Source organism: Oceanobacillus caeni (genome assembly GCF_019037185.1).
GTDB classification, from domain to species: domain Bacteria; phylum Bacillota; class Bacilli; order Bacillales; family Amphibacillaceae; genus Oceanobacillus; species Oceanobacillus caeni.
Genome location: NZ_JAHHXM010000004.1, coordinates 121,728 through 136,190, shown reverse-complemented (window position 1 = coordinate 136,190; position 14,463 = coordinate 121,728). Strand labels below are relative to the sequence as shown.

Annotated in this window: 10 protein-coding genes and 1 pseudogene; 7 read left to right on the top strand and 4 right to left on the bottom strand. The window is 32.2% G+C overall.

The window, feature by feature from the left end:
* Positions 1-72: 72 nt before the first annotated feature.
* Positions 73-1,116, top strand: a complete 1,044-nt coding sequence (locus KM885_RS04195) for an LCP family protein (protein ID WP_216883573.1) — start codon at positions 73-75, stop codon at positions 1,114-1,116.
* Positions 1,117-1,167: 51 nt separating this feature from the next.
* Here KM885_RS04195 and tagH read toward each other — a convergent pair whose 3' ends face one another.
* The 4 genes and pseudogenes from tagH to KM885_RS04175 form a co-directional block, all read right to left on the bottom strand.
* The gene (gene tagH, locus KM885_RS04190) at positions 1,168-1,974 is read right to left on the bottom strand and encodes a teichoic acids export ABC transporter ATP-binding subunit TagH (RefSeq protein WP_216883572.1); all 807 of its coding nucleotides are present in this window, start codon (positions 1,972-1,974) and stop codon (positions 1,168-1,170) included.
* A gap of 15 nt (positions 1,975-1,989) precedes the next feature.
* The gene (locus KM885_RS04185) at positions 1,990-2,814 is read right to left on the bottom strand and encodes an ABC transporter permease (RefSeq protein ID WP_216883571.1); all 825 of its coding nucleotides are present in this window, start codon (positions 2,812-2,814) and stop codon (positions 1,990-1,992) included.
* Positions 2,815-2,918: 104 nt separating this feature from the next.
* A pseudogene (locus tag KM885_RS04180) lies at positions 2,919-4,139 on the bottom strand (CDP-glycerol glycerophosphotransferase family protein); the annotation flags it as partial.
* Between the two features lie 3 nt (positions 4,140-4,142).
* Positions 4,143-6,782 carry a CDP-glycerol glycerophosphotransferase family protein gene (locus KM885_RS04175; protein ID WP_216883569.1) on the bottom strand — a complete coding sequence of 880 codons (2,640 nt, stop codon included), beginning with the start codon at positions 6,780-6,782 and terminating at the stop codon, positions 4,143-4,145.
* A 436-nt stretch (positions 6,783-7,218) separates the two neighbouring features.
* On the opposite strand from KM885_RS04175, the gene KM885_RS04170 reads away from it, so the two are divergent.
* The 6 genes from KM885_RS04170 to KM885_RS04145 all read left to right on the top strand — a co-directional run bounded on the left by KM885_RS04170 (position 7,219) and on the right by KM885_RS04145 (position 14,450).
* A complete protein-coding gene (locus KM885_RS04170) occupies positions 7,219-10,191 on the top strand; it encodes an SH3 domain-containing protein (RefSeq protein WP_216883568.1) in 2,973 nt (990 codons plus the stop codon).
* A 239-nt stretch (positions 10,192-10,430) separates the two neighbouring features.
* Positions 10,431-10,829, top strand: coding sequence for a glycerol-3-phosphate cytidylyltransferase (tagD, locus tag KM885_RS04165; RefSeq protein WP_216883567.1), 399 nt, complete (start codon positions 10,431-10,433; stop codon positions 10,827-10,829).
* The gene (locus KM885_RS04160) at positions 10,822-12,012 is read left to right on the top strand and encodes a CDP-glycerol glycerophosphotransferase family protein (RefSeq protein ID WP_216883566.1); all 1,191 of its coding nucleotides are present in this window, start codon (positions 10,822-10,824) and stop codon (positions 12,010-12,012) included. The genes tagD and KM885_RS04160 overlap by 8 nt, the downstream gene beginning before the upstream one ends.
* Before the next feature lie 461 nt (positions 12,013-12,473).
* Positions 12,474-13,394: a ribonuclease H1 domain-containing protein gene (locus KM885_RS04155; RefSeq protein ID WP_052771754.1), complete on the top strand. Its 921-nt coding sequence runs from the start codon at positions 12,474-12,476 to the stop codon at positions 13,392-13,394.
* Positions 13,387-13,620, top strand: a complete 234-nt coding sequence (locus tag KM885_RS04150) for a hypothetical protein (RefSeq protein ID WP_216883565.1) — start codon at positions 13,387-13,389, stop codon at positions 13,618-13,620. The genes KM885_RS04155 and KM885_RS04150 overlap by 8 nt, the downstream gene beginning before the upstream one ends.
* Positions 13,566-14,450 (top strand): RNase LS family HEPN domain-containing protein, encoded by an 885-nt coding sequence (locus KM885_RS04145; RefSeq protein WP_216883564.1) that lies wholly within the window; start codon positions 13,566-13,568, stop codon positions 14,448-14,450. Before KM885_RS04150 ends, KM885_RS04145 begins: the two co-directional genes overlap by 55 nt.
* Positions 14,451-14,463: the final 13 nt, after the last annotated feature.

Sequence of the window (14,463 nt, the reverse complement as noted above, 5' to 3'; positions counted from 1 at the left end):
GATTCATAGTAAAATAAAGTTTAGGTTTTTTATCTTTTATCCTATTAAATTTTTTAAAGGGGATTAAAATTAATGTCTAAACGACAATTAAACGAACCAACACGGATCGTAAGGCGTAAGAAAAAACGCAGAATTCGTAAACGTATATATATATTATTACCAATTGTCATTGTATTTGTAGGTATTTTAACATATGCATCTTATTTATATTTAAAAGCTGATTCCATATTCTCCAGTGCATACGAAGATGATGGAAGAGAAAAATCGGATTTAAGAGAAATTCCGGTCGATCCAACGAAGGACAATGTTTCGGTCCTTATCATGGGTATCGATTCCAGTGAAAAACGTGGGGAATCTAAGAATTCTAGAACAGACACGCTAATGGTCGCTACCTTAAACAAAAAAGAAAATAGCATTAAACTTTTAAGTATACCACGTGATTCTCTAGTTTACATTCCAGAAGTGGGATATGAAACAAAAATTAACCATGCGCATGCTTTTGGTGGTACAAGAGGAACCATTAATACCGTTGAGAACCTTTTAGATATTCCGATTGACTACTACGTAAAAGTAAACTTCGATGCGTTTATTGATGTTGTAGATGCAGTTGGCGGAATTACAGTAGATGTTCCTTATGAGTTAAAAGAACAAAACTCTAAAGACAAAGCAGGTGCGATTCACCTATTACCAGGAAAGCAACACTTAGATGGTGAGGAAGCTCTTGCATTAGCTCGTACTCGTAAAAAAGATAATGATATCATGCGCGGTGAACGTCAACAAGAAATTATGAAAGCAATTATCGCTAAAGGTGCCTCTGTACACGGTATCATGAATATCGATGATGTCATCGAAGCCGTAGGAGGAAACCTAACAACGAACATGAAGTTTGGTGAAATGAAGAGTTTCATCACCTATGGTACTTCAGGCAAGTCACTAGATATCGAAACATTAACTCTAGATGGTACTGATTATCAACCTGGTAGTACGTATTACTATAAATTAGACGAGCTAGCTCTCGGTGAGACAAAACATACATTACAAGCACATCTAGATATAATTGACGATCCAACGATATCACCGCCAACACAAACTACAAGTGGTGAAACAACTTACTAATGAAAAAAGGAAACTTGTCTTATGCGGCAAGTTTCCTTTTTTAGTATATCCTTAGCTTTTTTGAAACAATATTTCTTTTTGACGTTCAAATCCCTTTTCCCTATATTCATTCCGCTCTTTATTATCCATTTTCTTCCATTGATTTAAAAAGTCCTCATATTTCGGGATAACTTCTTCTACTGTCCCAAAATCTTTTACCATCCCGAATTCAAGCCATAATATTTTTTCACAAAACTCTTTCATTTGTCCGAGTGAATGACTTACGAAAATCATCGTCTTTCCTTTTTGCTTAAATTCCTTCATCTTATTTAAACTCTTCTCCGCAAAGGCTTTATCCCCTACTGATAGTGCTTCATCGATGATTAAAATATCGGGATCCACATTAACAGATATCGCAAAACCTAAACGAGACTTCATCCCACTGGAATAAGATTTAACAGGTTGATCAATGAATTTTTCTAATTCCGCAAACTCAATGATTTCCGGTTCTAATTCTTTAATTTGCTTTTTATTAAAGCCAAGCATAAGAAGCTTTAATTCAATATTTTCTCTACCTGACAACTCATTTTTTAAACCAGCAGAAACAGCTATTAGTGAAGACTGACCATTCACCGTAACTTTACCTGATGTTTCAGGGACAATCCCAGCAATAATATTAGATAAAGTGGACTTACCAGAACCGTTTATACCAATGAACCCAATAATATCCCCTTTTTCCGCTTCAAAGTTAACACCCGCGAGTGCAAAGAAATCTTCTCCGTAGCTCTTTGGAGTAATTAAATCCAATAAGCGGTCTTTTGTTCCTTTATATAATTTATATTTTTTTGTTACATTACTTACAATGATTGCTTTTTCCATAACATTCACAAGCCTTTACAAGTAATCGATAAAATGTCTTCTAAATTTAACGTGTAATGTCGCTCCAATTAGGAATAGAACAAGGATAACAACCCAGAAATAGAGGGTGTATTGCCAGTGTGTAATTAGATACCATTCCGATCCAAAGAAAGAGATACGATATCCTTCCATTAGATAATATAAAGGATTCAATTTTATAATCGTTAAAATAATTGGTGGGTATTCTTTCAATATCGATAATGGCCAAAGAACCCCAGATACATATAACATCATTCTTAATACCGAAGCAAGTAACAGATGAACATCTCGAATCATTGTCGATAATGTTGATGTTATAAGCGAAATAGCAAAGGTTAAACAGACTGCTGCAAAGATATAATAGAACAACTGGACAAAATATACATTTATATAATAACCAGCAAATTGAAAAACAATGATAGATATCCCAAGCATTACTAAATGAACATAGAATTGTGAGAATATAACATAACTAGGGATTATGCTCATTGGGAAGTTCATTTTTGATAGCATTCTAAGCCTTGTGTAAATCGATTTAGATCCGTGAATAATAGATTGAAAAAAGAAAGTCCATAGAATGAATCCGGCCATGAGCCAGTATATAAACGAAATCTCCTTGCCATCTATTTCGACTGGTGCACGGCCTAACAATGCTCCAAACACAAACCAATAAATAAGGATTTGTATGGATGGGTTCAATACTTCCCATAACATACCTAAATAATTATTCTTATTTTTACTCTTTATCTCATAAAGAGAAAGTCGTCGAACTAAGTAAAAATGATTAAATTGTTCTTTTAATACTTGAATCGCCGATTTCATATGTTAGTCCTTTCAAACAAGTCTACTAATTATCATATTATACAAGTTTTGTTAGGATTAGACAAATAAATACAGGCTATCTATACAGATGAGCCTGTCCTTTATTAGCGAAAAACCTCATTTACAACTCGTTCACAAGCTTTTCCATCTTCCAAGTTACAGAACCTATGATAGAATTCCTCCGTAACCTTTGATATTTGATAGCCGTGTTCTTTTATTCCTTTTATTTCTCCTAAGATTTCTTCTGTTGTTTTAACTAAAGCTCCAGGTGCCTTCTCCTCAAAATCAAAATAAAATCCTCTTAGACTATCCCTATAATTTTCAATATCATACACAAAGAAAATCATCGGCCTTTTTAAATTAGCATAATCAAAAAACACAGAGGAGTAATCAGTAATTAAGATATCTGAGATAACATAAAGTTCACGAATGTCCTCATAAGAGGAAAAATCGTATACAAAATTATCATAATCTGTTAAATCAAGATTTTCAGCAACAAGATAATGGAGCCTTAAGATAATAATATACTCATTTCCTAATTCTTTTCTCATTTTTTCTAAATCCATTTTTAAATTAAATTTATACTTACCCTTAGAAAAATATTCATTATCCCTCCATGTTGGAGCATAAAGAATTACTTTTTTATCCAATGGTAATTGATTTCTTTCTTTTATCTTAGAAATTGTTTCTGTATTGTTAGAATGAATTAAGAAGTCATTTCTGGGATATCCAGATTCTATTACCTGTTTATTAAAACCAAACGCTCTCTTAAATATTTCCGTCGAGTATGGGTTAGGCGAAATAAGATAATCCCATTTTCCCGCCTCGTAAAGAAAATTCTTTCTATACTTTTCTGTGTCAGTACCTGGCATTTTGACATCATCAATATCAATACCTAATTTTTTTAAAGGCGTACCATGCCAAGTTTGTAAATATACTGTATTTAAAGGCTTAGGTATCCATAATGGTAACCTAGCATTTATTACCCAGTATTTAGCGGTTCCCATTTTTAAAAGCCATTTCAAAGAGAACCTTTTTATATATGGTACATGGTTCTCTTCAAATAGGTTTGTAAACCGTCTATCTGCACTCCAATATACATCGTATTCCGGTCTATGCTCAATGATATATTCATAAATAGCCCTTGGATTATCACTGTATTGTTTACCATGGAAGCTTTCGAAAATAATCGTTTTCTTGTTTCTTGGGAGTAATCCAATTAAATGAAAGGCTATTTTATAAAAGAATAGAACGATACCGCTCCTCCTAACCCTTGTTAGGAATCTTTTTATTATACTCACGTCAAGGTGCTCCTTTACATTCTTAGACTATTCCATTTTATCAATTACCGACTGATAAATTCGTTCACTGTTATGTTTATCTTGGTATTTAATAATATTGGTTATATCCATGTCATAATTCTCAAAGTTGTGGTTTAAACGTTCTTCAATTAATTCTACAAGTTCATCCTCTGTATTAGCAATTCTTCCTAAAAATGTTTCCTCAACCGGTCTTAATATACCTTTTCTAAAGAAACGTTGAACATCAAAGTGATAATAAATTACAGGCTTATTCATTAATGTAAAGTCAAAGCTCACACTACTAAAGTCCGTGATTAATAGGGCATGATCTTTTAATAGTTGTTGAACACTTATAGATCCTAAAGGTATAAAATGAACCCTGTCACTTAAATCAGCTATATCTTTGTTAAAATAAACTTGTGAACGATAATGCGGATAAAAGTTCAGATTAACATTATGCTGCTCTAACAAACTTAATAACTTTTCGTTTTTGATAAGATTTGCATACGCAAGATAATACTCACTTTCTAAAAATTGCTGATCTGTGTTTATCCAATCTCTCCAAGTAGGCATTAATAAAATATCTTTTGGCTCGTTTTCCTGAATAAGATTATCGAACCTCGCTAAACCGGTTATTGCTACTTCATCTTCATCATAACCAAGTTGGTCAACCACAATATCATATTTTTCCGCATCACTACTTACAATAAAAAGCTGGAAAGGTAAATCATAATATTTTTTGTGATACTCTACATTTTTCCTACCTAGAACACCATGCTGTAAAAACACTCTAAATGTATTCTCATAATGGAAAAAGCCTCTAGCCGGTTTGTAAGGTAATATATTTTCTAAATCATGAGTACCTAATAAAACTTTTGCTTTAAATGCAATTTCATAGTGTTTCTCAGACCCGAATGTTAAAACGTTAGGTATGTCTTGGATCTTCACATAATCTTCTGCGTCTTTTTCTATTACATAATACGCATCAATAGTTGTATTTTCTCGTAACCATTTGAATAATGCAAAGCCATTATCTTGTGCTGTATTATATCTTTCTCCCACTAACCAAACATTTCGATCCTTTTGTGAAGTATCATCTGGGACATGAATATAGTTTGGTATGGAAAAGGACTCTATCTTCAGATTATTAAAAGGCGTTGTCGTAATTAAGAAATGGTGTTGGTTTAGCATCTCATCTTTCATTTCTGTATAGTCATAGTAATTATCCTTTTTATAATCCGAGTGTTTATATTTGATCTTCTCTTTTCTTATTATTTCATCCTCATTATTTACTATTACGATATAAAAGTCCATCACGGTCTTTTCTTTTCCTTTTAAAGAAACCAAATCGTGGTCTAACAAATTTATGTTAAACCTTTCTTCAACTGGGATTCTTATGAATTCGAAGGTGTTTCTATCTTCTATATATAAGTAAGCTTTACAGTCAACAAACTTATCTAGAGAGCGTACATAACCGTTCATTGTAAAGTTACTTATTTCAGTTATTAGCTTTCTCAATTTCGGATAAGCAATTTTAAATCCTAAAGATTTATCTTTTCTTCTATAAAAAGCAAAAGATACTTTTTGAGAATCAAATATTTCATTAAATGCGGAAATCGTGTTTCCCCTATCCTCTTTCAATATATCAAATTGATATTGAATCGGATTATCTTTTTCCTCCACAATGAAAAAGCTCTTTTTGGAGCTATCCTTGATCAATTCTTCAACTGGAAGTTCAGCTTTCCATTTTTCATTATCATAAATGATTTGAAAATTACTATGTTCATCTGTTGTTATATTTTTTACTACTAGGTAATTATAAGTATCACTGTTTAAGTCTTCTATCCCAAACTCCATCTTAACAAAACCATTTGAATTTAAAGAAATAGAATGGACTTCTGTTGTTAATTTGTGTGGAGAGAAAATTAAATAAAGACCTGCTTTCTCATTTAAAACCCTTACTTTATTACCAAACGTATCAAAGATTTGGTGCGTGTTATCATTTAAAGCGAGCGGATGCATTTGATCTTCAATTTTAATGAATAACTGCCAAGTTCCGATTGAAAATAATCTGAAGTCATTCAAAATAAACGTATCATTTTCTATGTATTCCGCTTCAAGTACTCTATATTTGTTATTATTGTTATTAAAAGCATAAACCTCAAAGTCATTAGAATTGTAAGAAGCATTCATTTTTAAATAAATTGAACTATATTTTGTTTTAATACTTTCAATGAAAACCTTTTGTGAAGTAAAGCTAAATCCTTCAAATTTTCTTCTTATAATAATATTTTTCTTATGAACAATGGTATAAAAACATTTATCATCTACCATTATATTTCTGTTGTTTTCAAGGAAAGAGTCAGATGGTTTGATCCACATAACCTTATCATTAATAATCAGTTTAATATTAAATTTAGAATCGTCTTCTTTTATATAATCTATAGGAACCTTTATCGATAGAAGATTCCGTTCAAGTTTATATGGTAACTCCTCTAACGAAGAACGACTCATCAAATTGACTCTTATATTTTTTAAATTCCAGAAATTTTTAAGAACCAATTTATAATGAAGATGGTCATCATATGTGTAGACCTCTTCCATCGTGACTTTCTTCACCAATCGTTTTCTAATTTTCTTTAAAATCTTATTGTTTTTAAATCGCATAATTGTACTCCTGTAGTATTGTATTTCAATTCTTAGAAAACTTGGCATTTGCTCTAAGCTTTCTAAGCAAATGCAATAGTTGCACTTATGTAGACGTGAAAGTTCCTTACTTTACTTCCCTATCCACTAAAAAAGCCCCGTAATATTTCTTTTATTTTCTCTACTATTTAACAAAATATTCATTTTTTGTACGAGACCATAATATTACAGCTTTATATTATATCTCTTATACTGTATTTCATCAAAGATTTTACTATTATTCTATCAAACTTTTAAATTCTACAAAAATCTACTTAACTTTTTACCCCAAATCTGGGATAATATGGAATGTTCTATTCATAGTTTAGGGGTGTAAACATGAAAACTATTTTTAACTCATCAGCATAAAAAATTGAATAGGGAGTGACAGAAAATTTTTAAAAAGATAAATCTATCGTTGTTGGCTTTTTTATTAGTATTTTATACGATTAGTACACCTGTTTTCGCAATGGCTTCTACAGAACAAGTGGATCCAACAAAAAAGGCAATTATTTTATCATATAATGAAACAGAAGAAATATTCTTATTTGAAGAAGCGTCTAATTCTAGTGAAATTCTAGCGGCGCTAGAAAAAGATGAGGAAGTCTTAGTTTTAAAAGAGTTGGATGAATACACTTATGTAGAGTATATAAATGAGGATTTAGAGGAGCCACTTCTAGGCTATGTATTAAATGATTTTCTCAAAGTAGAAGACTCTACTAAAACATCATCAGAAACAGAGGATGCTACAACTGATTCAGTAGACAAAACTGATACATTGGATTTAGAAGAAGAAACTATTCAGGATAAAAATAAAAACTCAGAGCAAGAGGAATCTGATAATAACACCCCAGAAGAAATAGAAGGAATAGAACAAGAGGAAAATGAAATGGAAGATCTTGAGGAATCAAAAGATAACACAAATGATGAAACGGAAGATCCTGAAGAACCACAAGATAATGCAAATGATGAAATGAAAGATCCTGAGGAACCACAAGATAATGCAAATGATGAAATGAAAGATCCTGAGGAACCACAAGATAATGCAAATGATGAAACAGAAGATCCTGAGGAATCAAAAGATAATGCAAATGATGAAACGGAAGATCCTGAGGAATCAAAAGATAATGCAAATGATGAAACGGAAGATCCTGAGGAATCAAAAGATAATGCAAAAATTGATGATGAGGTAAAAGAAGATATAAAAGAAAATAATGAGGTTGTTGAAAATGTAGACCTTGAGCCTTCCGAGGAGGATAAACAACAAGAGGCTACAATCGATGAACCTAGTTCAGAAGAAGAAACAACTGTAGAGGACAATACACCCCAAGCAAAAACAATGTTAACAACTATGAGTAAAAAGCAACAAACCACATATAAAGGAGTTGCTTTAAAAAATAAAACAAATGTGTACCAAAAAGAATCAAGAAAATCTAGTGTTCTAAAAAACTATACTAAAGGTTCTATCTTAGAATATAGATCTTTTTCTTCTAATTGGTATGAAGCTACCGTTTATGTTAACGGGAAACGTAAAACTGGATATATTCATAAAAGTGATGTAGCAAATGTTCCTAAAAAACAGACTACATATAACGGTATCGGGTTAAAGAGTCCAACCAAGGTTTACACCTTAGCATCAACTAGTTCTAAAGTTCTAAAGTCTTACAAACAAGGTTCTATTTTAGAATATAGATCTTTTTCAGCCGACTGGTATGAAGCTACTGTTTATGTTAATGGGAAGCGTAAAACGGGCTATATCCACAAATCCCATGTAAGAAATGCAACCAAAAATCAAAAGATTTACTATGGGGTTGGGAAAATGACGCCAACCAAAGTATATCAAAACGCCTCCACCTCTTCCAAGGTGCTAAAGTCTTATGCAAAAGGTTCTATTTTAGAATATAAATCTTTTTCACCCAACTGGTATGAGGCTACCGTTTATGTTAACGGGAAACGCAAAACTGGTTACATTCATAAATCTCATGTGGAAAATAAAATATCAAACCAACAAAACCTTAAAGGTATAGGTTTAAAAGCACCAACAAAGGTTTATGCAAAAGCATCCACTAGTTCTAGTGCATTAAAATCATACTCTAAAGGGAGTGTTTTAAAATATAAGACCTTCACATCAAATTGGTATCAGGCTACCGTTTATGTTAAAGGCAAAGCTAGAATAGGATATATTCATAAATCCCATGTGGAAAATACTAAGAGTCAGAAATCCCAAAAAGGGAGTGCTTTAAAACATCCTACCAAAGTTTATTCAACTGCTAATAGAAATTCACGTGTTCTTAAGAAATATAATTTTGGTACTACCTTGAAATTCAAAACATTTGTGAATAATTGGTATGAAGCAACAGTGTACATTAACGGAAAAGCCACTACTGGGTATATCCATGCTAATGATGTTTCTATTGGGGAGAAAGAACTTAAAACTAAATATAATTATTCATTTAAACATATGGTAGACAAGCAAATGCAGGGTACTCCAAAGGCTGATGGTGCAGGTAGGGTTGATGCATCTCGTGGTCTGGTTGAGTTTTATGCTAACCCAATGAATTTCTCAGTTGATAGCCATGAATTTTTCCAATTCTTAGTTCTAACTGGGTCTGCTGGATTAGATGCTAATGAAGTAAATAAACGAATTCTAAATCATAATGCAGGAAGTTTAAAAGGACAAGCACAAGCATTTATTAATGCTGGTAAGAAATATAACATGAACGAGGCATATTTAATTGCCCATGCCTTACATGAAACTGGTAATGGTAAGTCCAATTTAGCACTTGGAATACCAGTAGATGGAAAAGGAAATGTTACAAGAAATTCGAAAGGAAATGTAGCTAAGACTTCTAAGACAAAACATACCGTCTACAATATGTATGGTTATGGTGCATATGATAAATGCCCAATTGATTGCGGTGCAAAATATGCCTTTGATAATGGTTGGTTCTCCCCAGAGGATTCCATAATTGGAGGAGCTAGTTTAATTTACAACTATATCACACGCGGTCAAGATACACTTTATAAAATGCGCTGGAATCCTGATAATCCTGGTTACCCACAATATGCAACACATGTACAGTGGGCTACCGGACAAACGGATAGATTATATTCTATTTATCAGACTTTAGACAATTACACCGTGTTATTTGATGTTCCTGAATTCACAAAACAACCAAACTATAAAAAAGGCGTTTATGGTAAAGTAGCTACAAGCTCTTCTTCTCTTAATTTCAGAAAAGGCCCGAGCACTAATTATGGTTCAATAGGATCTATTCCAAAAGGGGCTAAGATACAAATTGTAGGTTCTAATCCAAATGGTTGGTATAATATTAAATACGGTAAAAACACTGGATGGGCTAGTGCAGAATTTATAAACCTAATCTATTAAACGAGAAGAGAATCTATTTATTGAAAATAGATTCTCTTCTTTTGATTTAATCCACTTATTTCTTTCCTACATAAAATGTTCTCTTTAAGTGTTATGACAAATTATTACAGTTTCTATCATCCTCATTTCTATAGTATAATACATGTATTAATTTTGTTAATACATTGTAAAACCGTTATAAATTTTACGTAAATTAATATGTTATAATAGATTAAGACAAATATGCGGAGGTTAAATAAATGAAAAAGGTAATCACATACGGTACTTTTGATCTGCTTCATATAGGTCATATTAATATTTTACGCCGTGCCAAAGAACTTGGAGATTATTTAATTGTTGCTATTTCTTCCGATGAGTTTAATGCTTTAAAGGGGAAAGAAGCATACTATACATTTGAACAACGTAAAGCCATTCTAGAAGCAATCCGTTATGTTGATGAAGTGATTCCGGAGCATAGATGGGAACAAAAGGTTGAAGATGTTCTAATGCATGAAGTTGATGTGTTTGTGATGGGTGATGATTGGAAAGGAAAATTTGATTACCTAAAAGATTATTGCGAAGTGGTTTACCTTCCACGTACTGTCGGAATTTCTACAACGAAGATTAAGACAGATCTAAATGAGGCTAACAATGCTTAGAGAACTAGCAGTATATCTCTATCTTCTTGTTTTCCGCGTTATTTTTAATCTATGTAAACTATTCCCCAAAGAGAAGAAAATCGTTGCCGTCGCATCCTTTGGGGACAATATCATGTACACAGCTCGGGCATTAAAACAACTAGACGACCAAAAGATCATCGTTTTAAAAGATGAAAAATGTAAATATGAATTTGATTCAACCATAGATCAAACGTTTGATTTTAAAGTGAAAAAGCCTTTTGATTTTATTAAATCTATTTATCACCTAGCGACCGCTTCTACTGTTTTAATAGATAATTATCAAGGCTTTTTAGCTGTGACTGAATTTAGACCTGGCGTTCGCTGCATCCAACTTTGGCATGCAGCCGGATCTTTGAAACGGTTTGGACTAGAAGATCCGACAAATGAAGCGCGTACGTCTAAGGCAATGGAACGCTTTAAACAAGTTTATTCGCGTTTTCACTATACAATCGTAGGTTCAGAGAAAATGGTAGAAACGTTTCAAAAAAGTTTTGGCTTAAGTGATGAGCGATTTATTCGGACAGGCATCCCCCGCTCTGATATTTTATTTAATGAACAAGTCAAACATGATGTTTATGCGGAACTTATTGAAAAACACCCAATGATAAAGGGAAAAAAAATTATTCTCTATGCACCAACTTTTCGTCATGAACAATTAGTAAACTATCAATTGGAACTAGATTTAAAGCAGCTCTATCGCGATTTATCCGATGACTATGTTCTTTTCATAAAATTACATCCAGCTGTTTCCAATCTAGTAAACTATGAACAATATGAAGGCTTCGTCTACGATGTTTCATATTTTACAGAAACGAACGCCTTACTGTTAGTCACAGACATTTTAATATCCGATTATTCCTCTATCCCATTTGAATATGCGTTACTCGAAAAACCAATGATTTTCTTCGCATATGATATGGATGAATACAAGATTACGAACGGACTCATCCATGATTATGAAGAACAAATGCCTGGGCCAGTCGTATTCACGACCTTTGAAATCATCCGCACGATTAAAGAAGATGACTTTGATCTCGGACAAGTTCGAGCGTTTTCCGATGAGTGGAATGAATATTCTACCGGCAACGCAAGCATGAATTTGGCTAAATTTATTGCAGGTGTGGAAGAAGAGGAAAAAGAAAGAGAAGAAGTTTCGGTTTAATTTAATGATATGTAATGAGAGCAGCCCGATTACTAACTTTTAGTAGTCGGGCTTTTTGGTTTGTGAGTTGGTGGTGTGGGGATTTGGGTTGAGTGCTGGTTTATTGTTTGGGAGTGCTGATATATCTATCATGATTGCTGATATCAGGCACGTAAGTACTAGTTTATCGATCCTATCTATCTTTTACTCAGAAGAAGATTACTGCCAGTATAGAAGTCAATTTAATACTTTTAAACAGCGGAAATGTGGTAAAATAGTTTTAGGTAATATTGCTTAGAATGAAAGCGTAATAGGAAATTTATATGTAAGGAGGTTTAAAAAGTGGATATCCTAGAACAATTTATTATTAATAAAAGATATGTCTATTAAACAATTATTCTTTTGTATTAAATTGAAAGCCCTCACATCTCTTTGATAGAAGAATGTAAATATTGTTAGTACAAATAGGAGTAGGTGAGTTAATGACTAAGTTTTATGCAGTAAAAAGAGGAAGAAAAGAAGGTGTTTATACTTCTTGGAATGAATGCAAAGAACAAGTAAATGGTTTCCCTAATGCGATATATAAATCATTTCCTACATACAAAGAAGCTGAAAATTTTATCGGTGGTAAGGGAACAAATGGTTCTTTTGAAAAAAAAGAAGAAGATAAAGAAGATAAAATAACAGATATAACTGCTTATATAGACGGTAGCTATGATAATACAAAAAAACTTTTTAGTTATGCAGGGATTGTATTTTTGAAGAATAATGAAAGAATAGAGTTTTCATATGCTGATTCTGATAGTGCTCTTATACATTTAAGAAATGTTGCGGGAGAGATTAAGGCAGCAATGCACGTTATAGATTTGGCTTTAAAAAATAAAGCTAAATCTATTGATATCTATTATGATTATGTAGGAATTGAAAACTGGGCAAATAAAAGTTGGAAGGCAAAAAATCCCTTTACCCAAAAATATGTAGAATACATTCAAACTGTTAAACCAAAAATTGATATCCATTTTAAAAAGGTAAAATCACACTCTGGAAATAAATATAATGATGAAGTTGATTTTTTAGCAAAAAAAGCTATAGACAATTATGAAATAACAAGTGAAACTAAAATATTATTAAATGAAGAGTATGATGATATATTTGGTGGTTTAACGTCAACTAAGAAATCAGTTAATTTGAATTTTATAATCGAAAATGAAATATATGATAGTGATAGAATCTATCGTATTTTCAAGGAAAAATGGAGATCAAAAGGCAGGAAATTGAAAGATATTATTGAATTCAAAACTCTTCTGGATATTGAAGGAAGACAAATTCTTTTTAAGGTCAAAACAGGTAATAATGAAGAGGTTCTTAAGTTCGATATAAAGGGGTTTAAGGAAAATGGCTAAAGGGTTATTTATAAATAGAGATCAATTGGAGAGAGTAATTAATGCTAATTGTACTTTGAAATTAATAGAATTAAAGAAAAAAGAACAAGGATTTTATAGATACCATGTAGAAAAAGAAGATAAAGAATTTTCTATAGATGTATACTATACGAAAAAAAGGGAACTACGGTTTTGGCTACTTGCGAAAATGGCCAGGAACTCGAACAAGCTATTATTAATAGTATAGAATATAAAGAGGTTAAAAATGGATATTTTTCCGTAAAAGTGTCCGAGAACCTTTTCAGGTCTTTAGTTGAATGGTTAAAGCAACTGCCTGGCGTTTCGGTTTCAGAACCAGAAGACAAAGGGAATAATGGTATTATATACAGAATTATAACGGATTATGGCGATTCTGTTACTTTGACATATTTCAAAACAACAAGTAGAATGTTGTATCAAGGTCTTTTGATGAAGTTATATTCTATCATTAAGTCATATTTATTAACAGTACATAGTACAATAACGGAAACAGATATTGGTGAGCAAGCGCTTGAAGATAAAGTTCAGCAACATTTAAAAATGCACTTTCCAAAAGGTTGGGATTCTTTAGAACCTACTATGCAGGGATTTGTTAAAGACTGTTTCACTTTAGCTGAGGTTAATACAAAGCTTAGTGATTATGCTGCATGGGTTATGCCTATCATGAGGGTTTTGGAGTATAGAATCAAGAAAATTTGTTTAGACTATAATATAATGATTGATGATGCTAAAGGTTTCAAATATTACACAAATATCGCAAACCCCAGAGCTACAGCTTGGATTTTTATAATTGACTTCTCCAACGATTATGTTAAAGGGGTCAATCCAAATATTAAAAATATGCCGCAAGAGGCTAAGGACATAATTGTAGAATGTTACGATTTTTTACGCAAAAATCGCCATGAAATGTTCCATGCTACACAAATTTTGTCTGGTATAAAGTTAGTTGAATCTAGAGATATAGCACTACAATTAATCATAACGGCTTGCGAAAAAATAGAGAAATCATTAACATATGATATAAGACAAATAAATTAAAGGGGTGATTGAC